Source organism: Spartobacteria bacterium UBA695 (assembly GCA_002298145.1).
Taxonomy (GTDB): domain Bacteria; phylum Verrucomicrobiota; class Verrucomicrobiia; order Chthoniobacterales; family Chthoniobacteraceae; genus UBA695.
This window is the reverse complement of sequence record DBMP01000023.1, coordinates 91,009-117,755: the sequence shown is the minus strand read 5'-3', so window position 1 is coordinate 117,755 and position 26,747 is coordinate 91,009. Positions and strand designations below refer to the sequence as shown.

Below are 26,747 nucleotides of genomic sequence, written 5' to 3'. Positions count from 1 at the left end.
CTAGCACACGATCATATTGTTCAATGCAATGGTTACAAATTCTACATTTCAAAATCCGCCGAGTATTTCTGAAGGCGCCGATATTGAGGGGCTGATTGTTAACCCGGAATATCAGCGAATGCGATTAGCCCCAGGTCTTGACGATGCATTATATCTGCACCTTTCTGACTTGCGGCTAGCTCTTGAATGCTATACCACAAATGAGGCGCTCCGGGTGCTTGATTTTGGATGTGGATGTTCGCCGTATCGGTCGCTATTTCCTGGTGCGGATTATCGGCGTGCGGATTATATAAATATAGATAAGTTGGATTATCGTATTGGAGAAGACGAACGCATTCCAGAGGAGGATAATTCGTTTGATATTGTTTTGTCTACCCAGGTTCTTGAGCATATCGCTAAACCAAAACTATACCTAAAGGAGGCGCGGCGCCTACTCAAACCTGGTGGCCGACTGATCTTGTCAACTCACGGAATCTTTGCAGAACACGGCTGTCCGTTTGATTTCCACCGCTGGACAGCAGATGGTTTATGCAAGGAAGTGGAAGCAACGGACTTTACGGTGAACAAGCTAAGCAAGTTAACGGTTAATGGGCGAGCTCTTGCGTTTCTTCTGGATCAAATGGGAACCGAAGTATTTGGTTCGAGAGGGGGATGGTTTGGATTTCTGTTTTGGTTTATGAACTGGCAGCTTTATAAACGACGCTCGGATTTTCATCGTTGGTGCGACATATATCAGGCTGCGAATCGGAATGTGGACAGCCACATCCCCGGGGCGTTGCTATATGTCGGATTGCTCCTTGAAGCAAAAAAAAGCTGTTGAAATCGTTCAGCGTTTCCCTAGCAGAAGATTTGACTTCCTACCAGATTGCCTATGAAAAAGTTGATTAGCCGTCTACTTTATCCCGTGCGCTCTATTTGCGCCCGCTTTGTGAATATTCATCCAGCTTGCATCTCTTGGGAGGACAGAATCTGCTGGAAAGCTGCTAATCTCAACGCACTCGAAAAAATCTCCGGAGATTATTTGGAGTTTGGCGTGTATCGTGGGGGATCGATAATCGAAGCATACGGCGCGATAAAGCAGGCATTTGAGAGACATCAGGAATTGAATGAAGGTTGCACGCGGGAGGATGCATTTGAAGTAAAGTGTATCTGGGAAAACATGCGCTTTTTTGCCTTTGATTCGTTTCAGGGGCTTCCCGAGCCTGTTGGGGTGGATAAGGAATCAGGCTTTTTTGCTGGGGGAAAGTATGCTTTCGAGGAAAGCCGATTTAAAGGCAATTTGGAATCAGCAGGAATACCGCTTGAGAAGGTTGTTACGGTGCCTGGCTGGTTTCAGGATACTTGCAGACCGGAGACGATCAATAAATTTGGGATAAAGCATGCGGCTATTATTCATGTGGATGTTGACTGGTATTCTTCAACGCAGACGGTGTTGGAATTTATTACTCCATTATTGACCGATGGAACCGTCATAATTTTTGATGACTGGTATACCTTCCATGGTAATCCTGATATGGGCGAGCAGAAAGCATTCAATGAGTGGAAGGCTCAGCTGACTGATTGGCTATTTGTTGAGTACCATAAAGAAGGGCCGTGGCGAAATAGTTTTATAGCAACGAAACGAAAGAGCGCCAAAGCAATTGCTCAAGATCTAGATACACCCTTGGAGTGAAGATGTCCCGAATCGCGTTTATTTCAACAATGTATGGTGCCACCTGGGGCGGCAGCGAGCAATTGTGGGGAATGGCTGCTTCTTCATTGATGAAAAGAGGACACAAGATTGCTGCAGGAGTCAATGATTGGCCGGGGCCTCATCGGGAATGGGATGCACTTCGCGCAGGCGGTTGCGACCTGCAGATTCGAGAGTATGTTCCACGACTTCCCGGACGCATTATTAACCGTTTTCTCACCACCGGATGGAAGATAGATGCTCGAAACGCAGCGTACGGCTGGTTACACCGTTTCCGTCCTGATCTTGTTGTTGTATGCCAAGCTTGGTCGGACGATGGCCTTAACGTGATGGAGATATGTCAACAGAACGGCTGGAAATATGCCAGTATCGTGCAGGCTGCGTCAGAATTTCATTGGCCCGACGATGGATGCGTTCCTCGTCTGCGTTGTGCGTACATAGCTGCGTCCGCCGCCTTTTTTGTTTCCAAGCACAATCTACATCTGACCGAAAGACAGATTTCAGCCAGGATTCCACGCGGGGAGATTGCCTGGAATCCATTTCGAGTGGATCATCACCAACCTTTGCCGTGGCCGGATGAACGTAATGGAATCAAACTCGCGTGTGTCGGCCGCCTTCAACCCGATGCGAAAGGGCAGGATATTTTGTTGCGGATTTTATGTCGTGATTGTTGGCGTCAGCGGCCTGTTGAGTTGACATTCTTCGGAGATGGCGTTAATCGCCAGCAACTGGAAGACCTCGCCAATATGCTTGATGTTCGGAATATCCGGTTTGGCGGATTTGTTTCCGATATTCGCGATATATGGAAGGCTCATCATGCTTTGGTTCTTCCTTCGCGCAAGGAAGGCATGCCAATTGTGCTTCTCGAAGCCAGTCTTTGCGGACGGCCTGCAATATGTAACCAAGTGGCCGGAATTTCCGAGATCGTTGATGATGGGGTAACCGGGTTTCTGTCCAAGGCACCCGAAGTCGAATTGTATAGCGAGGCTTTGGAGCGTGCATGGGACCGGCGTGAAGAATGGCAGCAGATTGGGCTACAGGCCGCGGCCAAAGTGCGTGAACTAGTTCCTGAGAAGCCGGCTGAAAAATTTGCGGAACGGCTGGAGCAACTGGCTGCTGAACGATAAACGATTTGGCGATGCCAACAACAGCACAACACTATCCTCAACTTGATTCCCTCCGCGCATTGGCGGTATTTGGTGTCATGTTGGCTCATTTCGCACATGTTGAGGGAATCGGTGCGTCTGGAGTTCGTTTATTTTTTGTTCTGAGCGGCTTTTTGATCACCCGCGTTCTGCTAAAGTCTAAAGCGAATATCGATTCAAAAATCTCCACCTTTGGTAATGAAATCAAAAAGTTCTATCTGCGACGATCAATAAGAATTTTTCCAATATACTATTTAGTATTGTTCGTCGCCTTTGTTCGTAATGTTAAGCCAGCCCGTGAAACATTTCCTTGGCATTTTTTCTACATGTCCAATGTACACGGGTTTGTTGAAGGCTGGAGTTGTGGCATGCTGGGGCATTTTTGGTCATTGTCAGTGGAGGAGCAGTTCTATTTATTTTTACCTTTTCTGATTTTGCTTCTACCTCAAGAGGTGCTTCTTTATGTCCTCTCCTCGTTGGTCCTGGTGGCCCCCTTGTTCAGGGCCGTTGCACAGCATTTTGGTTGGTGTGGCTATTACATCTGGCTACTGCCTAGCCAACTCGATGGTTTGGGCTTCGGTGCTTTACTTGCGCTATTTGGAATTTCTCAATATCGCTCTGGCTGCTTTCGTGTATTCCGGCTTCCTCAATGGATTGTTTGGTATTGCGGAACCTTCTCGCTTGGCTGCTTTGTATGGCTAAATTTGAAAGGCCCTCTTCCGGTGGCAATTTGCAATAATGTGAATATGGTATTCGAAGGAGTCTTCTTTACGTGGTTGGTCGGACAGGCTGCGTATGGCTTTTACGGAATTTGGGGAGGTTTTCTCAATTCTCCGGCCATTTGCTACATCGGAAAGATCAGTTATGGAATCTATGTCTATCATACCTTTGCAAATTTTCTCGCCCATAAGCCGCTGCGGGTTTTCAGCATCTCGTATCCCTCATCCGTTTGGTTGAGCCTGCCAATAGAAGTGGGGACTAGTATTGCTTGTGCTGCTATAAGCTGGCATCTCTTGGAGAATCCACTAAACGCCTTAAAATCGCGTCTTAACTAGTCGGTTTTGATTCCAGTTTGTTTTTCGCGACAAAACTTATTGGATACGCCTGTTATATCATGCCACTGAAAAACACAGCCGTGCAGTATCCAAACTTTACGTGCCAGACAGCTAGTGTTTGTATTGTGACCTTTAAACGGGATGACATCCTCCTAAAATCGTTAAGCTATCTGCTTGAATCGACTGTCCAGCCGATGGAAATATTGGTCGTAGATAATAGCCATTCGCTAGAATTGCCCGCACAACTGCGTAGGCTATCTATGCCAATCCACGTGATCTATCCAGATGAAAATATTGGATGCGCAGGGCTAAATCTCGCCTTTGCTCAGGCAACGGGGAAATATGTATTCTGCTTCGACGATGATAGTTTTCCGGCGTCGGACTGCCTCGAAAAGGCAATTAGGGCCTTTGAGGAAAATCAAAGTCTGGGAATGATTGGGTTCAAAATATACGACCCTGAGACGCGATTGCCATGGCATGATCCATGGTGGAATCCCGATTGCGCTACTAGCTGTCCTACGGTATTTTGTCCTGGTTGTGGCCTTGCATTTCGCCTGGACTCCAGGTTGCCACCAGAGATGTGTATGGAGGATATCCCTTCGCAGGCGCATGAGTTGAGTATGGCCGCAGAAATGATTCGTTTGGGATATGTGGTCGAGTTTCGGCCAGAGTGCATTGCTTATCATCCAGATAATACAATGAATTATGTCGGAATAAAATCTCGCAATGGGAACCGGAATCAAATGAGGTTTCTCATTCGGTATGCAGATGCTATTTCGCTTGGATTGCTTCTATTCTCTCAATGTTTATCCGCTATTTGCAGCAGGCAAAACGACGCGGCATTCGCCTTTCGCTATCTCTGGTCGGTTAAGCGGCGCCCCCTGTATCGCCAGTTAGCAAGGCAATTTCGTGATGTATTCCTGTGGCATATCCATCCACGGTTAGCACAGTTTCTGTCCCTATGCGCGTAATCACCAGTTCTCCTTCGATGGAATTGAGCGGTGCCAATATTCTCATGGCCAATTTGCTCGATCAATTCCAGAAGACTGGAGTAGAAACGGAGTGGATGCTGACCGGGCACAATCCCATTGATGATGATTCATGGATGGGACATCGGCTGTTCGGTGTTCATCGATTCCCTCCGTCGCCTATTCTAGCGATATGCGAACGCCAGGCGTTGATGCTGGAACATCTTCGAAAAATGTCGCCGTGTGTTTATCTTCCGAACTTTGATTTTGATATGGCCTGTATCGCTCCGGCGCTTCCGAAGGAGACATCGGTAGTGATGATCATGCACTGCGACGATCCTGTTTACTATAACTTCGTGGCTCGCTACGGACAGCTGTTCGATGCCATCGTATGCGTCAGTCAATTTGTAGCTGATAAACTTCGACGCGTTTACCCTCATTTGGTGGAGCGTATTGTTCACATATCGTTTGGGGTGGATGCGCCCGCAGAATTGCCATTGCGGCATGATAGTTGTGATCGCTATCTGAACATTGTCTATTGCGGCCGACTTACCTTTCACCAGAAACGCATTCAGGATTTGGCTGTCATCATCAAGGAATGCTATGCCGCGCATTTACCTGTGCGCTTTGTGATCGCCGGATCCGGTACGGACGAAAGCGCATTTTGTGAGAGTATTGCTCGCGCTTTGGCTGATGGTTTCGTTCGCCACTTAGGTTTGGTTCAAAACATGGAAGTGCTCCACCTACTAGACAAAGCAGATGTATTATTAATCACTTCGGACTTTGAGGGGCTGCCTATAGTGTTGCTGGAAGCGATGTCAAGAGGGTGCATTCCTATTGTATCCAAAACCGAAAGCGGGGTTGCTGAGCTAATCCAGGACGGCGAGAATGGATTTCTTGTGCCTATAGGTGATGTAAACGGTTTTGTCGATGCGGTGAAACGATTATTAGCTGAGCCGTCCTTGCTGGCACGATTAAGCCAAGCTGCCTTTGATCGCATTCGCTCAGGAGGATTTACTGTGCAGCGAGCTGCATTGGACTATCTCGAGCTTTTCAACTCATTGCCGCTATCTGTCAGGAAGGTATCATATGCACGCAATAGTGTACCAATTGTTCCTTCGAAATATAAAATTCCTACGAGAATTTTAAATAGAATGAGAGCTTTACTAAAGGTTTCATGATGATGGTAGACGCCGACATTGCCGATATAAACCGCAGTGCGAAGAAGCGATTGGTTTTAATTACAGGTTATCCCGTAGGATTTGGGGCCGTTATTTATCATGTAATCAACGGAATTTATTATTCCTTGGCTACAGGAAGAGTTCCTTTTGTATTCTGGGACAGGCATCGATGCTTATATGTAAACCGCTGCATGCCACCGTTGCCGGAACACAATTACTTTGAGGATTTCTTTGAGCCTGTCTCTTCTGCTCGGCTATCGGACTTTTCTGACAGATCATTAGTATACTACCCATCAGTATGGAACCGTAGTAACATTGTTGATACATCCCAGATTCCGTTTAGTTATGAAGTCAAAAATAACGCCGAATGTATTCAAGGGATTCCGACATCAGATGAAGCGCTTTCCGATGTTGTCGTTTTTTCCTCACGACTGTCGGTTTACGATTTGATTGCGCAATATCCGCCACCACCATGTTTCGTGAACCTTAACCCGACGGAGATCATTCGGAAAATCAGCCATGATTACCTGCGGCTTAGACGTTCTGTCGCAGAGGGTCTGGAGGCCAGGCATTGGGCGTGTGTTGGTTCTGAGCCTTACATTTCTGTACATATTCGCGCTACCGACAAAGTGATGGAGTTTCCCGTTCCTAACACGTCTCGATTTCTCAACACGATACGTACTGTTTTACAACGAAATCCGCGTTTGAATGTTTTCATCGCAACAGATTCCCTCGGTGCATTGTCTGCGGCCAAGAGCGCGTTTAGTGATCGGCTTCGTTGCCACGATGTTGAACGGTCCGCCGATGCTAACCCCGTTCATGCGCCAAATGGAAATGGTTATCGACGTGCTTTGGAATTCCTTCAGGATTGCTACTCGGCCGCGCGGGGAGCGGTATTTATCGGGACCCCGCATAGCGCACTGGTATGGGTGATGCGAGATGTTGTAGGCGAGGCAATGCTTAAATCCGAGCTGATATTTGTGAGCCCATCATTTGCTGATATATTGGCACATAAGAAAGTTGTTTTAGTTGATCGTGCGGAAAAAGTTGGAAAATTTTTACTGAGGCGATTACTCCCCAAGCATTTCGTAACGTTTATCAAATCTTACAGGGCTAGAACTCGCTGCTTCGCGTATTTTAGCCGATGAACAGTCAAAAATAATAGGCTGGTACATGTTGCCTCGTACAACTATGACATTATGAATATATTCCGTTTCCTTCGAAAATGCCTAACAGACAGATCTGCCGCGCTTAAGAGCGCAAAACTCGTTTGCCGACTGTATTACGGCCAAATGTACTGGAGTTGTTTTCCTCTGTCTCCCCTTAAACACCGGCTTCCGACCGGTGGAGTTATGCTGCTGGAGCCTGGACACATTTTTACGTTCTGCTATTGGCCTGGAATTGAACAATATGAGCCTGAGGTAACTGCGGCATTGCGGCATTTCCTCCGCCCAGGCCATACGTTTCTCGACTGTGGAGCCAATGTAGGTCTTTTTTCAGTAATGGGAGGGAATTTGGTCGGGGCAACTGGAAAAGTGGTTTCTATTGAAGCAAACCCTATAACTTACCGCTTGCTCCGGCGCAACCTCGATGCAAACGGCTTGGGACCATCCGTACATTGCGCCCTAACTACATCGCCAGGTGATGTGGAGCTATTTATGCCCATGGAGGGCGACGTATATTCGAGCTTGCGTAAAGGCGGTTATATTACTGGTCCAAATATAGAAACTTTTCGGGTAAACGGGCGGACGTTGCCGGAGGTTTTGGAATCGCTCGGCGTCAACCATGTCGATGTTATGAAGATTGATATTGAGGGCGGAGAACTGGACGTTTTGCGATCTTCTTCATGTCTGCTTGAAAAGATGCGCCCGACCATTATCTGCGAATATTCAACAAAAACGTGGCCCGCGTTTGGGGCCTCAGCAGAGGCATTAATACAGTTGGCGAAAAAGTATAGGTATAATATAGGAGTCTATAATATAGCTACAGGTGAAGTAGATCCCGTGAGCGATGGAATGTGGCAGTCCTGCTATCTTAATCTTGTATTGCAGCCACAGTGATTGTGCGTGCGAGATGCTCTAAGTCTCGTGGTGGTGAACTATAAAATTTCAAGCATGAAATGAGAAAGTTGCTAGAATACTATAGATCTCGTGTGCTTGTGTTTGTTGGGTATGATTTTTTTAGTAATGGCGGTGCTTGGCGGTCAATTTATCGAGTTTTCCGACATAAAGAAGCGAATGGCGAAGCGGTGATGCTTATCAATCGCTGCAACCAGAAAACCTTTCGCCAAATGGTCGCAGCATTATGTTTGAGCCCTCGACTTCTTATAAATGGATTGGGGGCATTTACACGCTGGGAGGGGATTGCTGCGTGCCTGTTGCGAAAGGACATCCTTATTTACCTCCATGATACCGAGTACATGATTGAGTTATTTGCACGCACTTTCCCATGGAAATTTCTACTATTCCGACGGATTATTCGCAGGAACCCGGTCTTGTGCGTTTCACGGCAAATGCAGGAATATTACACTGCCGAGTTAGGCGTTCGGCAGGTTCACGTTATCCGAGAAGCCTTGGCGATACCTTCAAAGCCTGATTTTGAACCAGGCTATAGGCACGTTGTGATGGTGGGATCTATGGATGAACGAAAGGGGGTCCCGTTTTTTTCCGCGGTGGCGGAGCAAGCTAACGCCCTGAGTTTGGGTTGGAAATTTCACTGGGTTGGGGGAGTCGCCAGCCAAACGCTTGGGACCCTTTCTGAGCGAGTTCATTGGTGGGGATGGCAAGAAGCGCCATACGAATTTGTCAATAGAGCAGATCTGTTTTTCCTTTCTTCTTTGGACGACCCATTGCCGCTAGCTTGTCTCGAGGCTATGGGGCAAGGAAAACGATGCGTTGTCTACCGTAAAACTGGAATCGCGGAGATGATAGCCGGAGTTCGAGGCTGCGCGGTATATGAGGACTATTCAGTAGCATCTGCAATTGATGCTATTAGGCGAGTAATGAAGGAGCTTCCAGATAGTGATACCCTGATTAAAATTACGAAAAAGCATGCGTCGGTATCCGCCTGGGATTCGAAAATACAGCAGATCATTCAAAGCTAGTTGGCGTTCCAATCGATTCCATGAAAATTCTAATTGTTGAGGAGGCTTTGCGTGGACTGAAAGGACACTGGTTTCAGTATATTAGCGATATTGTGAACGGTGGGCTGCGGGTGGGGCATCAGATCGAAGTAGCCGTTCATAAAGATGCCTGTAAGGAAATATTGGAGGCTCTTCCCTGCCGTCCCATTCTCAAAAAAACGGCGTTTGGAGGCAGCGCGGCGCCGGCCAGAGGATTTAGCCGCATCAAACAAATCATTGCTCATAATAGATCTCTTTATAATGACTTGAGCGCACTTCTTGCCGCTGGCAATACCTACGACGTTATCATAGCAACAACCGTAAGAATTGACCATCTGTTGGCATATGTAGGGTTGCTTTTGCATTTCCGCGGTCGCGGATTTGGAAAGCTTGTATTGCTTTTCATTGAGTCCGTTGGACGATATACATCGAACTATTCGCAGCTGCATATTAGTGCAAAATTGTATCCGTTGAAAGCTATCTTGATTTTATTTCGATTGCTAATGGGGAGATATCCGGTGTTTTTGGTAACTGAATCGCAGGGACTAGCCCGGCAGTATGAACAGCTATGTGGGGTTAACTTCCCTATTGTTCCCCATGTAACCGCATTGCCGCCATGGAAAGTATACCAATCGGACGAACGGAATGTCTCCGTCAATTCCGATAAACCAATTGTCCTGGGCGCCTTTGGCTTTACGCGATTTGACAAAGGATTGGATATTCTACAGGACGCGATTAGGATTCTAGGACAACGGGACGCGCGTCGTAACATGCGGTTCGTTCTACAGTGGACTGGCGATTATAGGCTTCCAAACGGCACGCGGGTCTGCAAGGATCCACAATTATTAAGAGACTCGTTTGTCCAATATATACCCGCATTTTCCTCTTCTGGGGAATACTATGAACAGCTAGCGAACACGGATATCATGGTGATGCCGTATCGGCGGGCCTTCTATTTCGATAAACTTTCTCGTGTCGCAATAGATGCGGCATTAGCGGGAGTGCCATTTGTCTTTCCTTCGGGAACGTGGTTGGAATCATTTGCAAACGTGCATGGATCAGGAGTGGCATTTCGAGCGGAAGACCCGTTCTCCCTAGCTGATGCGATATTTATAGCAGTTGATACGTTTGAGGAGATTAAATCCAAGGCGGAGACCCGACGACAATTTGTTGCTCCTGCGTTTTCGGCAAAGGCCTTTTTTGACTGCATTGCTGGCTTTCACGCTACAACTTGAGATGAATTATGGCACCGCGTATACGTTCGAATTTAAGGGCTAATGCAATGGCGACAGCAACATGCAACTTCTGTCTTCCGGAAGGATACCACCTAATGACTGACGAGATCATCGAGCGCGGTTGGATCCATGATCGTAATGGAAACCGGCGCGAAATTGTTGGGTCAGTTACAAAAGAGGAAGCAGCAATACTCGCTGGAATAATCTATAAGAACGGATGCAGGCGGAGCGTAGAGACAGGTGTTGCAAATGGAATAAGCACGTTAGCTATAGCCCAGGCAATTGCCGCCAACGGCGGACGCCATTATGGAATAGACCCAGAGCAGTCCTCTACACACGACTATGCCGCTGTAAGTTTACTTTCGGAACATTGCCTGAACGGATGCTTTTCATTGATGGAAGGGCCCGCCCACATTATGATGCCGCAGTTGATTGCACCGGAAGAGTTGTTTGACTTTGCATTTATCGATGGTATGCATACCTTCCACTACAAGCTTGTTGACTATTTTTTCGCCGATAAATTACTTCGTATTGGCGGCTGGTTGATATTTCACGACCTTCTGCTTCCATCGGTAAAGAAACTGTACCGTTTCATTCAGACACAAGGAAAGTATCGCACCTGGAATACTCCTCAACTTGAGCCTCCGATGGCATACAAGCTTCGTCATATCGCTGCTTCCCTCATCAAGGGAAAGCCACTTCCGACTTTCTGGCCGAACGGCTTCTCCAATCTTCTCGTTCTAGAAAAAATTAGCGATGCGGAACGCCCCTGGAATCACTTCAACGACTTCTAGCTTATATTCTAACGGTTGAGCTGTTTCATACAATAATGCATAAGTTGCTATATTATTCACCGGGAAGCTGTGGGGGCATCGCCGATTATGCGCATGAGCAAGCAATTGCGCTTGCCAATCTTGGGGTTGAAGTGGTGATGCTTTCTACTCCTGCGTATTCTCGACATAAGGCGCATGGGGCTTATACGCTTCTACCGTTGTTAAAAGAACCACGGTGCCACAGAAAAGGAGACCGTGCTGGAACTCGAAAGCTATTTAACTTTTATATCCTATTATACAACTATTCGATGCTGGCACGGACGATTTCGAAAGGAAAGTTTCGGCACGTATTGTTTGGTTCTTATGCCGAGTATTTCGCTCCTCTATGGGCGTGGCTGTTCCGTCGATTCGCACGCGCTGGGGTTGTTATTGGGGCGGTTGTACACGATCCTGTGCGTGACTATGTATTTGGTCCAATGTGGTGGCATCTGCGCTCTATTGCTAGCGCCTACTCGTTTATGCGGGAGGCATTTGTACATGACGATATTTCGTTGCATACAGGCGTTCCAATGCCGCAGTTGTGCACGACAACGATACCGATCGGATTGTTCCACTTCCCTCCGCCCAACGAGTCGCGCGAGGAAGCAAGGCGCCGGCTGCATATATCTTTGGATGCATTTCTAATACTTTCATTTGGACACATTCGTGATGGAAAAAATCTGGATTTGGCAATCGAATCAATTGTTGATTTACCCAATGTATTCTTGCTTGTTGCTGGTAAAGAACAATCCTCGGGGCAAAAGCCAATTAGATACTATCAGGAACTTGCAAGATCATTGGGCGTCCATAATCGGTGCCGCTGGTTGAATGATTTTATTCAGGAGAGTGCCGTTGGTAACTTGTTTGTTGCTTCCGATTTGATTCTTCTTTCCTACAGCCGGAACTTTCGCTCTGCTAGCGCGGCGCTTAGCGCTGGGGTAACGTATAGAAAGCCGTGTCTCGCATCATGTGGTGAGGGAAATCTACATTCTGTTGTCCAAAAATATACTTTGGGTTGGTTGGTTGAACCAGATAACGTATTAGCGTTACGAAAAGGTATTGAGGAGGCGACTCGCTCGCAGGTAACGCCTCGTTGGGACGCTTATGAAGCTGAACAATCCTGGTCGCGTAATGCTGAAATTGTAAAAGCGCGCATGTTTGAGCCGCGTGCATAAGCCGGTAAATTTGAAATTGTTGAAATGAATATAAAAGCGTTTGTTGGGGCTGCGATTGCCTATACCTATAATCACTGGGTAGGCTGGTTTCCGTTTCGCCCATTGCGTCACAGTTTGCTAAAGTTCTGGTTGGGCCGGTTTGGCAAAGGATCTTGCGTGCAAATTGGAAGCCGGTTTTTGAATGGCCGGAAAGTGTATTTGGGCGAAAGAAATGTAGTTAACGCAGGATGTCTACTAGACGGTAGACGCTATCGGATTTGTATAGGAAACGATGTGTCGATAGGACCTGAAGCCACCATTCTAACATTGGGACATGATCCACACTCAGCGCATTTTCTGGACCGTGGAGGTGATGTAATTATCGGTAACCACGTTTGGATAGCCTACAGAGCGGTAATCTTACCTGGTGTTTCCATTGGCGACGGTGCGGTGGTTGCTGCGGGTGCCGTGGTGACTAGGGATATCGAACCGTATGCGATTATGGCTGGTGTTCCCGCAAGGAAAATTGGTGAGCGAAACCCAGAAATCGGATATAGATTGAATTTCAATCCGTTGCTTTTTTAAGCTCAGACCAAGCGATGTCAAATTAATGAGAGAACGTGGCGATGCGAGGCCCACAAAGATCAGACTTCACCATCCACATAAACAATCTGGCGTCGTTAGCAATTCGTAAAATATTTTCACGGGGACGAATGCACGCCATCTCCGAAAAGTTCAATGCCTACATCTTTGCTCAAATTGCCCTCAAATCCGACTCGTTTCCATGGTTTGGACGCTGCGCGTGCATTTGCGATGCTCATAGGCGTCTTTTTTCATTCCGCGATGGCGTATAAGACTCGGGGAGGTTGGTTGCTGTCTGAGTATTCAAGATCGGTAGTTTTCGACTTTTTTTGTTCTATAATACACGGGTTTCGCATGCCATTATTTTTTTTGATGGCAGGCTTTTTTGCGCAAATGACCTTTCACCGATATGGAACGATCCTATTTCTAAGAAAGCGGGCGTTTCGTATCGGAATACCTTTTCTAATTAGTTGCTACACCGTGGTTCCGCTCTGTAAGTTATTAGCAACTTATATAGAAATGGATGTTTGGAGATCACCGTTTTCCGGATGGACCTGGAGGGACGGAGTTGGTCTAGGAAACGTATATCATCTTTGGTTTCTGCGCGATCTATTAATGTTTTATGCAGGTGCTATTTTACTTCGTGGAGTTGGTCGAATGTTTCCTCGACGTATCCAATTGCTACCTAACCGATGGTTTGCAAAATTGATCCAGATATGGTGGGGCCCTATGGTGCTTGGGCTGCCGATTTTGCTATTGTTTGCCATTGCCCGATCGTTTTTCCAAACGGTTTTGACGTCCAAAATTCCTGTGGATTTTTGGACAGATGCTAGTTTCTTTATTGTCGGCTGGCTATTACATCAGCAGCCAAAACTCCTCGATCATCTTATAGAGCGAAGCGCTACGAATTTTGTTGCTACCGTTTCGATGATGATTGGTGGTTGGGTATTTGCGTTTGGGGTAAAAGATGGTAATCATAATGAGATTCTATTGGAAGTGAGTAAAGTGTATTATGCTTGGTATTCAACGCTGTTTATTGTTGGGATGTTTTGCCGATATTGCAACTCTTATAGCGGTCGTGTTCGCTATTATGTGAATGCATCCTACTGGATATATTTAGTGCATCTTCCGATTGTGTTTGCGATGCAAATTGTTTTGGTTGGCTGTGAATTTGGAGCAGCGGTCAAGTTTCTTATTGTTAGTGCGGTTACAATGGGGGCTTGTTTCCTTAGTTATCGTTTGTTTGTGTGTGACACATTTGTAGGAATTTTCCTGATTGGAAAATCTAGTCAACCCAAATTGATCTCTACGCCGTTACAGAATATAGAAAGTTAAGGTTGCATTTTGGTTTGCCGGGCCAGCATTGTTTTTCAAATATAGTCCGGCTCCTTTGTTGCACATGGGGGCGATAGTGTTGACTATATAGTCGTTATATTTTGCCATGAATCTCTGGACGAATGGAAATCGGACAAAAACATTGGAATGAAAATAGCGCGTAACTGGATATGCTGTCAACTTGGTGCCCGTGAGCACTATGCCGTTCCTCGTGCCTTGCATAGTGTGAAAAGGCTGGGTTTGTTATTTACCGACGCTTGGGTGAATTCGGGAAACCCGTTGGGTTGTATAAGGCGGACATTGAGAGAACGTTATGACGCACAACTTGTCGATTCGCGTGTCGCGACGACAACCAACCGACTGATATTGTTCGAAGCGATTTGCCGAATTAGGGGAGTAAGAGGTTGGCCGCTCATTATTGGAAGGAATCGATGGTTTCAAAAACAAGCGATTCGGAAGCTTAATGAATTGGCTGCTTCAGTAGATGCATCGGGGCACCGCTCCATTCTATTTGCCTATAGCTACGCGGCACTGGAAATATTTCGATGGGCTAAAGCGCGGGGATGGAAAACGGTGCTAGGTCAAATAGACCCCGGACCATTCGAAGCGCGTCTTGTCGATTGTTTGGCTGAAGAACATCCTGATCTCGCTGTAGCGCACAAGAATCCACCGATTCGCTATTGGGAGCATTGGAGAGATGAATGTGATCTTGCTGATGTGATCGTAGTGAATTCGAACTGGAGTCGTAAGGGGTTACTACAAGAAGGCGTTGCTTCCGATAAAATCTCAGTAGTGCCACTTACCTATGATTTACCGAAGGCCCGTGCCTCATTTGTTCGAAATTATCCATCTGTATTTACGCATGAGCGCCCAATGCATGTGTTGTTTTTGGGACAAGCTAATCTGCGAAAAGGAATAGCAGAGGTACTGAATGCGATTTCGTTAATCGCTGGTAGCGCTATTGAACTCTGGGTTGTAGGGCCGGTACAGATTGATGTTTCTCTGGATAACCCACAAGTAAAATGGTTTGGCTCGGTGCCCCGAAGCAGTACCGCAAAATATTATCAGCGAGCCGACGTGTTTTTGTTTCCTACGCACTCTGATGGATTCGGTCTGACCCAGCTGGAGGCCCAAGCATGGAAACTTCCAGTTATCACCACACGGTTTTGTGGGGAAGTGATTAAGGATGGACAGAATGGTCTTGTGCTCGAATCGGTATCGGGCCCTAATATTGCGAACGCGTTATTGCACCTTTTGAGGAAGCCTGCTGAGTTAGCACACATGGCGGCCAATTCGGGTATAGGGCCATCATTTCATATAGAGGATTTGGGGCGGCGGTTGGTTGAATTGGAATAATTTTCTTTTGCGTGAATACGGAATTCTCGATCTTTGCGTGTATTCATATTCTGTTCTGCCTTCTGGGAATCTTTTGGTTCTTGAGGCGAAACGATGAAATTCCTTTGCTGATTTCGGCATTTCTATTCTACATAGCCACTTACCGCTATTGGGCGGTGCAGCAGAATTTGTCGGGATGGGTCGTCATAAATAACCTTGGGTTTTCCGTAATTGAGGCGGACTCGGCTCTTGGAGCGCTTAAGTTAATTATTCTGGGGCATGGAGTATTAATAGGTACGTACATGTACTGGCAAGATAAGCCGATTAGAATTTTCCGCTTCGATTTGCCTCAGAAGTTCGAATTGTGGATACAACATAAGCTATTTGTCGTCATATTCCTTGCTATCCCCGTTGTATATTTCTCTCGCATGTCGGTAATCGAACAAGTGCAGGCTGGCAAAAGTATGGGATTTGAAGTTAGCAAATATCTGGTGCTTCTTCCCATGATGTTGGTGGGCGTGGGGTGCCTTCTGATCTTACTATGGAAATTCGGAGCGTTTAAACAAACAGGACAAAAAGTAATGGCTGCATTAGCTTTGGCTGTCCTGGCTCAAAACACGTTCAACATTACTGGGCGTTTTATGTTTCTTGGTTGGTTGATGGCGGGGGGAATTGTTGTGTCATTGGGTTATTCTCCACGGCGGCGTTTGTTGATTCTTGGGGGCGTTTTCGTAGGGCTATTAGGTGTTTTCGTAGTAGCTGGGGCCCTGCGCAATCAGGGGGATCAGGAGAATGATTTGCAACAGGTAGCGTGGCAACGAGCGATATCGGGTGAAGATGCGAATATGCTCGACGGTTTTGTGATGCTGCAGCAGATTTACCCAGCGAGACTGAATTGGAGTTATGGGAAGGAGCATTTTGATATTCTATTGCGCCCGATCCCACGGGCATTTTGGCCGGAGAAACCTGTGGGTTCCTATATGAACAAACTCGGGTTGATCACGAAAGATGATGGATTCTGTTTGGGTATTTCTCCTTCGCTCTTTGGTTCATTTTATCAAGAGGGAGGAATATTCGGGATTGTTATATTTTCGATAATATATGGACTAGGAATCGCAAAGCTTGTGGTTTGGTCAACCCGTATTCATCCGTTTTCTGGCGTATTGGTTAGAGCATTGCTCTGCGCATCTATTGTGCCATTGATGAGGGGCGGTGACTTGCCTGGAATCTTTGCTTGGCTTGGGATGTCGTTTTGGCCGTGTGCATTGCTCCTTTGGGTGAACCGGGACGAATTGATCTATGGCACCACTTAACAGTTGAGGCTTTATACATATCTGCTAGAATGAATCTTCTTAATATAATTCAGTGTACAAACCTGGGAGGGATGGAGCAGGCTTCGCTGCGGTTGATGAAAGGATTTGTTCAGGGCGGGCATCGCGTTAACCTTTTGTCTTTAAACCCACTTGGTGCATTGAGGGGGGCGTTAGATACTGCGGGTATTTCTTCGGAAGGACTTGATTACGGTGGAAATGGGAAATTGCGTAATTGGATGCTGCTTAGGAAACGGATACAGGCGAGTGCTCCTGACGCGTTACTCATGACAGGACATAATCTGATGGCTCAGTTGGCGTTAGGTAATGTTTGTAAAGGTCGGAGGGTTCTCGCCATTCATTTTCACCACAGGGGGGTAAAACCAATCTGGCAGTGGCGCATTATCTATGCGGATGCTTGCAAACGGTTTCGAGCGATTGTTTTTCCGTCAGAGTTTGTTCGACGGGAAGCTGAAGAGATCTACCCGCAACTTGGCGAGGTGTCTCATGTGATTCGTTACCCGATGGAGATTCCTGCGGTTACTACGGAAACGGAGCGGCAGAGCGCCCGTAGGATTCTGGGGCTGCCAGGGCTTGATGTGCCTCTTGTTGGGAACGCTGGATGGCTAATTAAGAGAAAGCGCTGGGATGTTTTTTTGAGAGTCGCTGCAAAGGTATCTGCGAGTTTGCCGATAGTTCGCTTTGTTATTGCAGGGGATGGCCCGGAAAAACGGAGGCTGATGGCGCTCGCAGCCGATCTTGGAATTCAGGAAAAGATATTTTGGCTAGGATGGATCAAGGAGATGAAAACATTCTATCAAAGCGTCAATGCGGTATTATTCAATTCAGATTGGGATGCGTTACCTGTTACACCTCAGGAGGCGATGTCTTATGGTGTGCCGGTAGTTGCCTCAATTATTCATGGCGGGTTGAGTGAAATTGTCCTTAATAACAATCAGGGCTTTCTACTACACGAGCATGATGCGGAAAGGTTGGCTGATCGTCTGTGCACCTTGATTGTCGATCCGACTTTGGCGAATAACGTGGGCGCTCAGGGACGCGCTCGGATTGCGATGCTATCTAGTCCGGAAAAAATTGGAAATGCCTATAAAAAATTATTGTGCATGGAGGCTGGTAATACTTGCTCGCGTGGCATTCCAAAAGAAGTAATACATTGACAATCCTAAATGCAATTTCTGCTAGGGTGCGAAACCGTCTATTCATGATGGGTGTGAAACATCGCACAAAAATGGCCATCAGTCGGTATCGGCCGAATGTCATATTGGCGACATCTCCGCAAGCCTGTGATCCCGATTCACCGCTGAAAGTCTGGCTGCTAACCGGGCGCAGAGATATGTTGATGGCCCTCTGGGCGCTAAAAAGCTTGATCTGGAGCAGTCATAGAAAATGGGATATTTGGATCGCTGATGACGGAACATTGGATGCATCCAGTCGCGGGCTGCTTAAGGATCATCTACATGGCGCGCATATTTTGGAGTCCGGCGATATGACTATTGCCACGATGGCTGGACTAGAGGGATATCCGAAATGCCGCGCGTTGCGGAATGAATTCATTTTTGCAAGAAAACTATTTGATCCGTATTTTATGGTTCCTTCGGGACGGTATTTAGTTATGGATTCCGATATTCTGTTTTTTTCCAATCCCTGTGAAATTGTCGACGCGCTTTCGGAACCGCAAAATCAGCCCAATTATTTTTGCCGCCAAGCTGGGGTGTTATCCTTGTTTACACCGACGGAGGCAGAAGCCCTCATTCATCGTGAGGTCATGAAGGACTGCAATTCGGGGGTGTCCATTATCAACAAAGAAAGCATAGACTTGTCCTTGATGGAGAGAGCTCTGTCCGAAACCGGGGCATTGTTTCGTTGGCGACATATTTTGGAGCAGTCCCTATATGCTCTCTTGAGTTCACGTTACGGATACCGGTTTTTGCCGTCGGCATATCAGGTTCACATGGGAGACGCTAAGGCGCCGGATAACGTGATCTGCACGCATTATGTCGCTACGATGAGAGATCAATTTTACGCCCAGGGAGTGCGCTATTTTCAAGAGAGATGGCAGCTCGTGGGAAAGGAATGACTGCAAATGGAAGATGAATTAAATATTATGAAAGTTGGAGTTCAAGACAAGGGAACGTCTCCAGACTATATCAAGCGCATGGCCATCTCGGCGTGGCAAAACGTTGATGGGGAACGGGCTGAGATGACGGTTGCGGATATTGGTGGTGGGCGAGGGGACTTGGCTCGCCTGTTGGCCCCACAATGCAAAAATGTGGTGTTTGTTGATTTCTCGCCCCCTCTGGCGGCTATTGGCAATAATGTGGAAATATTGGGTGCCGACTTGAACGAACGTTGGCCGGTTTCCGATTCGTCAATCGACTTTATGTTCTCGCTGGAATGTATTGAACATGTCGAGAACCCTCGCCACTTCCTGCGTGAGTCTGCGAGGTGCATAAAGCCAGGGGGGTATGGCTTTATATCTACGCCAAACCAGCATTCCGTTCTGAGTAAAATTGCGTTTTTATTTCTTGGGCAGCATCGTTGCTTTTTAGGCAAAAACTATCCCCATCATATCACCGCACTTTTGCGCCACGATTTTAGGCACTTGCTCGCCGAGAATGGCCTTGAGTTTATCTCGTGGTATTTTTCAAACGAGGATAACCTTCCTGGCCTGGGATGGCGAATTCCCATTCCTGGCAATGCTTTCTCGAAGTGTATGGGAGTAATGTTTCACAAACCGCTCGTTGGCGAATAGTCGAAAGATAGCCGGGATGAATGGGCACTTATCATGAATACTCTGCATGTATATCAAGTTGAAAAACAAGAGCCGAATAATTTTTCAGCGCGGATTCTAAAGAAGGTTGAGCGCGATGTCCTTTCATATAAACCGAAACGTGTTCTTGATATCGGCTGTGGTACCGGCGCCTTGTGTGGTAGCCTGGTTCAGGCCGGGGTTGAAACTGTCGGATGCGACCCCACTCTGGAGACCATAGAATTCGCAACCAAGCAATATCCTGGAGCGACATTTAAGGGGATCTCAATATACGATGCAGTTGAAAAAATTACGCCATCGCTTGGGCTCTTCGATGTTATTGTCAGCACAGAAGTAATAGAGCATCTCTATTTGCCTCATATTCTGATTCAATTTGCAAAAAAACATCTGAGCCCGAACGGAGTCTTGATTCTTTCAACGCCCGATTACGGTTCGTATATTCGCAACTTAGCAATTAGTCTTTGTGGTCGTTGGGATCACCATTTTGCTCCACTTTGGCAGGGAGGGCATGTTAAATTTTGGTCAAAGAAAACCGTGAAGGATCTGCTGTATTCGGAGGGATTTAAACCGATTCGATGGGATGGTGTCCGGTCAAAGAGAATGCCGATTTGGAACATTAGCTTAATTTGCCACTCCAGAATCTCCGAGTAATGTATTCCCTGGGCATGTTCCGAATCCGCCTCCAGTGGGGAGTAGACTTCCAATGTTAAAGAAACCGCAACAAAGGCTAGTCTGGGTTGTGCCCGACCTGAGCTATTATCATCATGCTCGTATTAACGCGTTCGCCAGGCTAGGTATTGCAGACGTTGTTGTTATTGAAATGTGTGACACTAGTGGGTTTAAGGAATTCAAAAAGCCCGCTTTTTCTGATGCTGCGTATCGGTTGATCACGCTTTTTAAAGGCAGATATTATGCGGATATTCCCAAAGCCGAAGCCTGTGTGACAATTAATAACGTTTTGGATGAAGTTGATCCTGATCTACTGTTGGTTCAGGGCTGGTCCGATATATTTGCATTGGCCTCCATTCGCTGGTTACAAGAGACAGGAAAGATTGGCATTGTCGCTACAGAAAGTCAGTTTATCGATGACGTAAGAAAACCGTGGAAGGAATGGATCAAGCGCCGACTTATTCGGCGTTTTTCGTCTGGCCTAGCGGGAGGGCGTTCTCATGTTGACTATTTGAAAATGCTTGAAGTTTCCGCTGATAGGATTTTTTCCGGCTACGATGTGGTTGATAACGATCATTTTGCGACTGGCGCGGCGGAAATTCGTAGAAGACAGGAGGCATGGGTACAACATTGCCCGGCGAGAGCTTATTTCCTTGCTTCAAGCCGATTTATAAAGCGCAAAAACCACGCAAGGCTACTGCATGCGTATGCGCTATATCGAAAGGCGGTTTTGGCGCAAAACGGTGAACCGTGGAATTTGGTTCTGCTGGGGGATGGCCCGCAGCGAATGGAACTTGAACATTTGGTCGGAGAGCTTTCCCTTTCAGGGTATGTTCAAATGCCCGGATTTAAGGGCTACGACGAACTTCCTGCTTATTACGGTATGGCTGGTGCGTTTATCCATGCCAGCACGGTTGAACAATGGGGGTTAGTTGTGAACGAGGCGATGGCGGCCGGATTGCCTGTCCTGGTTTCTAATCGTTGCGGTTGCGCGGCCGACTTGGTTACGGATGGAGAAAATGGCTTTTGTTTTGATCCCTTTGACACTAGTGAACTCGCTCATCTGATGGCGCGGGTGACGTCAAAGGAGTGTAATGCGAAGGTCATGGGGCAATGCAGCTATCAAAAGATTACACGGTGGTCGCCACAAACGTTTGCTGAAGGGTTATCACAGGCGGTAAAGGTCGCACAGTCGCATCCGGTTCCGCCAATGGCGTGGTTTGATAAGGTATTACTTTGGAGCTTGCTGCGGCGATGAAGACCTTGTGCATTATGGATTCGGTTTCGCGTGCTAATGGCGGAATTTTTGAAGCCGAAAGGAGACTTCAGCAGACCCTCCACATGTGCTTGTCTGTGGATGTTAACGTGGTTGGCCTTCGCGACTTGCACACAGAAATAGATCGGGAACTATGGCATCCATTGAACCCTGTTGCATGTGCCGTGCGTGGACCGCAAGCTTTTGGATTTGCTCCAGGTTTTTCCGAAGCTTTATTTAAATCGGATGCCGATTTGGCTTACGGTGTTGGGCTTTGGAGATATCCTTCGATCGGTGCGCTTCATTGGATGGCCCGCACGGGAAAACCGATCATCGTAGCTCCTCACGGGATGTTGGATCCGTGGGCTGTTAGGAATTCAAGAGCGAAGAAGCGATTGGCAGCGTGGTTATTCGAGGATACTCGTTTGAAGAAGGCCGCGTGTTTGCGCGCGCTTTGCTCATCTGAGGAGAATGCCATTCGGGCATACGGCTTGAAAAACCCAGTTTGTACAGTGCCCAACGGGATTGATCTGCCGATGATCAGGAGCACGGCTGAGGTTGGAGAACGCAGTGAATTGCTTGCTCCGGGACGCAAGGTCCTTCTTTACCTTGGGCGACTACATCCGAAAAAAGGACTCGCTCATTTGCTTTGCGCTTGGGCCATACTTCAGCACGGGAAGGAGCAGGCAATCCGTGATTGGGTGCTTGCGATTGCTGGATGGGAGCAGTCTGGCTATGAAACCGAATTGAAGCACTTAGCTAGTGAACTGGGAATCCGGTGGCAGGACAAAAATTCGACGATAACGGATGCGTGTTCTGTTTGCTTTTTGGGGCCGCGGTTTGGAAATGCAAAGGCGAGTGCTTATTTTCATAGTGACGCATTTATACTGCCGTCCTACAGCGAAGGCTTGCCAATGGTTATCTTGGAGGCGTGGTCGTATGGTAAGCCTGTTTTGATGACTCGGGCATGCAATCTCCCGGAAGGATTTCATACCCAAGCAGCCCTCCCCATTGAAATAAATGCCGGCCGGATTGCGGCTGGTTTGAGGCAACTCTTCGATATGACCCGCGACGAACGTGAAGGCATGGGGGCGCGCGGAAGAAAACTGGTTTCTGAGCAATTTAGTTGGCCTAAGGTTGCTGGGCAGATGCATGAGGTTTACCAGTGGCTCCTTGGCGGCGGTGCAAAACCCGCGTGTGTAAACTTTCGGTGAATCAGTCAGCTGACTTGAGCGCAAGCCGTCTGGAATGTCAGGGAATTAAAAAAACCGGCCGATCAGACGAGCTTTGTTTGTACTACTAAGTTGCATTTCGGCCGGGCCTTTGGAGGGAAGGAGGCGGCGCATCAGGGAAACCCTGATTGCGGGGTGTCCAGCGCGCGAGGAGCCAAAGATACTTGCAAATACCCCTGGTTCCCCTAAAAAGGGCAGCCGCAATGAAGCTGATGTCCTCGTGTTTGGCGGCGCTTGGGTTCACCTGTGGGCTCCTGGGCTCTCCGGCCATGGCGGACTCGGTGGGGCTCGTCATCGCGGGTAACAGTGCGAATGAATCCGACGCCCAGCACTTCTCTTCTCTCGCAGCGCGCACCAGCGCTGCCCTAAAAGCCCGGGGTATCGAGAAAGTGACTGTTCTCGATCAAAAAGTCACCGAAGCCGCTATCCTTGGCGCATTGGATGCGGCGTCCAAGCAGACCGAGGAGGCTGACGAATGCTGGGTGGTTCTCCTGGGCCACGGGGGACGGGGCCGGGACCGGGAGCCGGCGTTCCAGGTCAAAGGCCCGCGCCTGGCGGCAAGCCGGTTGCGGGATGCTCTGCAAAAAATTTCCGGCGCAAAATCGGTCCTCATCGGCACCTCCGAAAGCGGCGGATTTCTTCCGTATTTGAAAGCCCCTGGCACCGCTGCCATCGCGGCCACGAGCGAGGAAGGGGAGGTCAATACCCCGCGGTTTCCTGAAAAATGGGTGGAGGCCCTTGAGCGTTATCCCAAGGCCTCCTTTGCCCAAATCGCCGCGCTGGCCTCCCAGTTGACGGATAAGGAGTATACCCAGGCAAGCCTGGCTGTCCTTGAACATGCGCGCTTTCTAGACCCGGTTTCGGGCGAAATTCTGGCGGCCCCCTTCGGCGTCAAAGGCGAGGCGCAGCTGGCCGCGAACAATCCTCCGCCAGCTCCCGGCGCCCCGGCTTCGGCGATGGACCCGAAGAATATCGAAATCCCCGACCTGAAGAAGGGCGAGCTTTTTCAGACCCTCCCTCCGAGCGCGGAAACCAAGGCCCTCATCGCCGAGGCGCAACAACGGGCTCACGCGTTCGCGGATTACCAAGCCGTCATCACGCAGCAGGAAATGGCGCTGACGGTCAACGCGGGCCGCTCCGTGACGGAGGAAAGCAAGCAGGCTGTCTTTCTCGCCAAGCCGGAATCGCTGCATCAATGGGCTTCGCGCAGCTTCCGGCACGTTCCCCCGGCCTTCCAAACGACGATCCAAAGCGCCCGGATGATTTTGCCCGATGGCTCTTCGGTAGTCCTCAATATCGACAAACTGGAGGTCGATACCACCGTCAAGGAACTGCCGCTGGGCTCGACCATTCACTTCGAATTCCCGCAGGCCGTCCCCGGCAGCCTTGTGGAAGTCGCCTGGAAAAGCACCTCGCTGCCCGACTTTTCGCTGCCCCAGTTTTACCGCGAAATTCCGCTCCAGGCCGCGATCCCCGCGTGCGAAACAGAGCTGACCCTTAAACTCCCCAAGACCGAGTCTTACCACTACCACCTCAAAAACCTCGTGGCCCAACCGCAGGAGACCGAGACCGAACAATCCAAAGTGCTATGCTGGAAGCTCGGCAACATCCCGGCTTATGAGCCCTTGCCGTTCGATCCGCCCGAACACGACGCTTCCGCCTGGCTGGGCATCAGTTCGTTCGGTTCGTGGGATGATTTTGGGGCATGGTATCGCCGCATCACCAAGGGCTCGGACGAAATCACCCCGGCGGTCCAGGCCAAGGCGGATGAATTGAAGCGCGGTGCCCAAACCCGCGAGGCCCGGATTAAGGGGGCATTCGAGTATGTTGCCGCGCTGCGGTATGTCGCCGTCGAATGCGGCATCGCCGGGCTTCGTCCCCGCACCCCGGAGCAGGTCCTCACGAAACGTTACGGCGACTGCAAGGACAAGGCCAACCTGCTCGGCGCGCTGCTGCGAGGAATGGACATCCCCGCCGGGTTCGCGCTGGTCAATCGGATGTCGTCCACCGATCCCGCTTTCCCCGGCTGGCAGTTCAACCACGCCATCGCCTACGTCCCGGCGGCCCCCGGCGAAGGTCAGCCCAGCGATCTCTGGCTCGACACCACGGACACCACCACCCCCTACGGCTCCCTGCCGCCCGGCGACGAGGGGCTCTCGGCGCTCGTATTTGAAAAAGCGAAGCTCCACTTTCAGACCGTCCAGACCTCCGGCACCACGCTGATCCGGGATGAATGGCGCTTCGAGGGCAAACCGGGCTCCGGGCATTTTTCCGGCATGCGCACCGGGCTGGCTGACGACGGCATCCGCAAGCAGCTCCGGTCTGCCACGCCGTTGCAACGGGCCTATTCCCTGCGGGCGATGTTGACCGCGATGAACGCCACGGCCGATTTCGAGAACGTCAACCTGACCGATCTGACCAACCTGGCCGAACCCGTTCGCGTCGATGCCGATTTCCACCGGGGGCTCCCTCCCGGCGCTACCCCCGAGCCCTCGTTCGACTTTCGCTCCCTGGTTTTGCTCCCCGAACGCAACCGCCCCCTATGCGCCAACGACGGCCAGCCGCTGAAGTATGAGCAGCTCATCAGCTTCCCCATGGAAAAAGGCTCGGTCGCTTCGCCGCTTCCCCCCAGCTTCCAACGCGAAGCCGCCGGGTGGCGCTGCCGCATCGAATACGGCTATCGTGATACCCCCCATGGCCCCAAGACCCTTCTGCGAACCGCTTCCTGCGAAATCGGCGCGCCGAAAGTCGAAGCCGCGGATTACCCCGCCGTGCGCGAAATGCTCCGGCTCTGGCTCGACGCCTTGAGCCCCGTCCCTCCGACGGTTCCCCCGCAGGCCCCATAGCTTTCCCTACTCCATTATGTCCTCCCAGCAAATTCCCATCTCCACCCAAACCAGCGAAGCCGATATCGAGCTGCTCAAACAGGTCGGCTGCATCTACCAACAAGTCGCCGAAGAGCTTTCCCGCCGCATCGTCGGCCAGCAGGAAGTCATCCGCGACCTGTTCGTCGCCATCCTGGCGCGGGGACATTGCCTCATGGTGGGCGTTCCCGGCCTTGCCAAGACCCTCCTGGTCAAGAGCCTCGCCGAAATCCTCGCCCTCGACTTCCGCCGCATTCAGTTCACCCCCGACCTGATGCCCGGCGACATCACCGGCTCTGAAATCATCGAGGAAACCGGCGAGGGGAAACGCTCATTCCGCTTCGTCAAAGGGCCGCTCTTCACCCAGCTCCTCCTGGCCGATGAAATCAACCGCACCCCGCCCAAGACCCAGGCGGCCCTGCTGGAGGCCATGCAGGAGAGGTGCGTCACCGTGGCGGGCAAGACCTACCCGCTTCAGTCCCCCTTCTTTGTCCTGGCGACCCAGAACCCCATCGAGCAGGAGGGTACCTACCCGCTTCCCGAAGCCCAGCTCGACCGCTTCATGTTCAACCTCAAAATCGACTATCCCTCCATTGAGGAGGAAATCGATATCCTCCTGCGTACTACTGGAGACGAAAGCGAGCCGCTTAACAAAACGCTCAGCGGCGAACAGATCGTGGCCTTGCAGCACGCCGTCAGCAAAATCCCCGTTCCGCAAAGCGTCGCGCAATACGCCGTCACCCTGGTTCACTCCACGCGCCCCTCCTCGCCCATGGCTTCGAAGGAAGTGCAGCAATACGTCCAGTGGGGGGCCGGTCCGCGCGCCTCTCAATACCTGGCGCTTGGCGGCAAGGTGCTGGCCGTCCTCGACGGACGCTACAACGTCGCCCGCGAGGACATCGCCGCGTGCGCGAAACTGGTGCTGCGGCACCGCGTCATTACTAATTACCGCGCGGAAGCCGACAGCGTGACGCCCGACCAGATCATCGAGGGGCTGCTTGGCCAGTCATAAC

24 protein-coding genes are annotated in these 26,747 nt (G+C 49.4%); all 24 read left to right on the top strand.

Annotated features, from left to right (window positions below; genetic code table 11):
* Positions 1-28 precede the first annotated feature (28 nt).
* The 24 genes from B2828_RS13000 to B2828_RS12885 all read left to right on the top strand — a co-directional run bounded on the left by B2828_RS13000 (position 29) and on the right by B2828_RS12885 (position 26,746).
* Positions 29-820, top strand: a complete 792-nt coding sequence (locus tag B2828_RS13000; RefSeq protein WP_479634185.1) for a class I SAM-dependent methyltransferase — start codon at positions 29-31, stop codon at positions 818-820.
* Between the two features lie 51 nt (positions 821-871).
* Positions 872-1,672: a TylF/MycF/NovP-related O-methyltransferase gene (locus B2828_RS12995; protein WP_479634184.1), complete on the top strand. Its 801-nt coding sequence runs from the start codon at positions 872-874 to the stop codon at positions 1,670-1,672.
* Between the two features lie 2 nt (positions 1,673-1,674).
* The gene (locus B2828_RS12990; protein ID WP_479634183.1) at positions 1,675-2,817 is read left to right on the top strand and encodes a glycosyltransferase family 4 protein; all 1,143 of its coding nucleotides are present in this window, start codon (positions 1,675-1,677) and stop codon (positions 2,815-2,817) included.
* 11 nt (positions 2,818-2,828) lie between these two features.
* Complete coding sequence (locus B2828_RS12985) at positions 2,829-3,890, top strand: acyltransferase family protein (RefSeq protein ID WP_479634182.1); 1,062 nt, start codon at positions 2,829-2,831, stop codon at positions 3,888-3,890.
* Positions 3,891-3,949: 59 nt separating this feature from the next.
* Positions 3,950-4,861 (top strand): glycosyltransferase family 2 protein, encoded by a 912-nt coding sequence (locus tag B2828_RS12980; protein WP_479634181.1) that lies wholly within the window; start codon positions 3,950-3,952, stop codon positions 4,859-4,861.
* Positions 4,852-6,039: a glycosyltransferase family 4 protein gene (locus B2828_RS12975; protein WP_479634180.1), complete on the top strand. Its 1,188-nt coding sequence runs from the start codon at positions 4,852-4,854 to the stop codon at positions 6,037-6,039. Before B2828_RS12980 ends, B2828_RS12975 begins: the two co-directional genes overlap by 10 nt.
* Complete coding sequence (locus tag B2828_RS12970) at positions 6,036-7,187, top strand: O-fucosyltransferase family protein (protein WP_479634179.1); 1,152 nt, start codon at positions 6,036-6,038, stop codon at positions 7,185-7,187. The genes B2828_RS12975 and B2828_RS12970 overlap by 4 nt, the downstream gene beginning before the upstream one ends.
* 204 nt (positions 7,188-7,391) lie before the next feature.
* The gene (locus tag B2828_RS12965; protein WP_479634178.1) at positions 7,392-8,099 is read left to right on the top strand and encodes an FkbM family methyltransferase; all 708 of its coding nucleotides are present in this window, start codon (positions 7,392-7,394) and stop codon (positions 8,097-8,099) included.
* A 59-nt stretch (positions 8,100-8,158) separates the two neighbouring features.
* Positions 8,159-9,142 (top strand): glycosyltransferase, encoded by a 984-nt coding sequence (locus tag B2828_RS12960; protein WP_479634177.1) that lies wholly within the window; start codon positions 8,159-8,161, stop codon positions 9,140-9,142.
* A 20-nt stretch (positions 9,143-9,162) separates the two neighbouring features.
* Positions 9,163-10,395, top strand: a complete 1,233-nt coding sequence (locus B2828_RS12955; protein ID WP_479634176.1) for a glycosyltransferase family protein — start codon at positions 9,163-9,165, stop codon at positions 10,393-10,395.
* 95 nt (positions 10,396-10,490) lie between these two features.
* Complete coding sequence (locus tag B2828_RS12950) at positions 10,491-11,189, top strand: class I SAM-dependent methyltransferase (RefSeq protein ID WP_479634175.1); 699 nt, start codon at positions 10,491-10,493, stop codon at positions 11,187-11,189.
* A 35-nt stretch (positions 11,190-11,224) separates the two neighbouring features.
* Entirely contained in the window at positions 11,225-12,382 is a 1,158-nt protein-coding gene (locus tag B2828_RS12945; RefSeq protein ID WP_479634174.1) for a glycosyltransferase family 4 protein, read from the top strand.
* Positions 12,383-12,406: 24 nt separating this feature from the next.
* A complete protein-coding gene (locus tag B2828_RS12940; protein ID WP_479634173.1) occupies positions 12,407-12,946 on the top strand; it encodes an acyltransferase in 540 nt (179 codons plus the stop codon).
* Positions 12,947-13,099: 153 nt separating this feature from the next.
* Positions 13,100-14,278, top strand: a complete 1,179-nt coding sequence (locus tag B2828_RS12935; RefSeq protein WP_479634172.1) for an acyltransferase family protein — start codon at positions 13,100-13,102, stop codon at positions 14,276-14,278.
* Between the two features lie 147 nt (positions 14,279-14,425).
* Positions 14,426-15,634 (top strand): glycosyltransferase family 4 protein, encoded by a 1,209-nt coding sequence (locus tag B2828_RS12930; RefSeq protein ID WP_479634171.1) that lies wholly within the window; start codon positions 14,426-14,428, stop codon positions 15,632-15,634.
* Between the two features lie 11 nt (positions 15,635-15,645).
* Positions 15,646-16,926, top strand: coding sequence for a hypothetical protein (locus B2828_RS12925; protein ID WP_479634170.1), 1,281 nt, complete (start codon positions 15,646-15,648; stop codon positions 16,924-16,926).
* Between the two features lie 29 nt (positions 16,927-16,955).
* Entirely contained in the window at positions 16,956-18,101 is a 1,146-nt protein-coding gene (locus B2828_RS12920; protein ID WP_479634169.1) for a glycosyltransferase family 4 protein, read from the top strand.
* Between the two features lie 53 nt (positions 18,102-18,154).
* Complete coding sequence (locus tag B2828_RS12915) at positions 18,155-19,021, top strand: hypothetical protein (RefSeq protein ID WP_479634168.1); 867 nt, start codon at positions 18,155-18,157, stop codon at positions 19,019-19,021.
* Positions 19,022-19,027: 6 nt separating this feature from the next.
* Entirely contained in the window at positions 19,028-19,696 is a 669-nt protein-coding gene (locus B2828_RS12910; RefSeq protein WP_479634167.1) for a class I SAM-dependent methyltransferase, read from the top strand.
* 33 nt (positions 19,697-19,729) lie between these two features.
* Positions 19,730-20,365, top strand: coding sequence for a class I SAM-dependent methyltransferase (locus tag B2828_RS12905; RefSeq protein WP_479634166.1), 636 nt, complete (start codon positions 19,730-19,732; stop codon positions 20,363-20,365).
* An 88-nt stretch (positions 20,366-20,453) separates the two neighbouring features.
* Positions 20,454-21,641, top strand: a complete 1,188-nt coding sequence (locus B2828_RS12900; protein WP_479634165.1) for a glycosyltransferase — start codon at positions 20,454-20,456, stop codon at positions 21,639-21,641.
* A complete protein-coding gene (locus B2828_RS12895) occupies positions 21,620-22,852 on the top strand; it encodes a glycosyltransferase (RefSeq protein ID WP_479634164.1) in 1,233 nt (410 codons plus the stop codon). The genes B2828_RS12900 and B2828_RS12895 overlap by 22 nt, the downstream gene beginning before the upstream one ends.
* A 221-nt stretch (positions 22,853-23,073) precedes the next feature.
* Positions 23,074-25,716: a DUF3857 domain-containing protein gene (locus B2828_RS12890; RefSeq protein WP_479634163.1), complete on the top strand. Its 2,643-nt coding sequence runs from the start codon at positions 23,074-23,076 to the stop codon at positions 25,714-25,716.
* Positions 25,717-25,732: 16 nt separating this feature from the next.
* Positions 25,733-26,746, top strand: a complete 1,014-nt coding sequence (locus tag B2828_RS12885) for an AAA family ATPase (protein ID WP_479634162.1) — start codon at positions 25,733-25,735, stop codon at positions 26,744-26,746.
* Position 26,747: the final 1 nt, after the last annotated feature.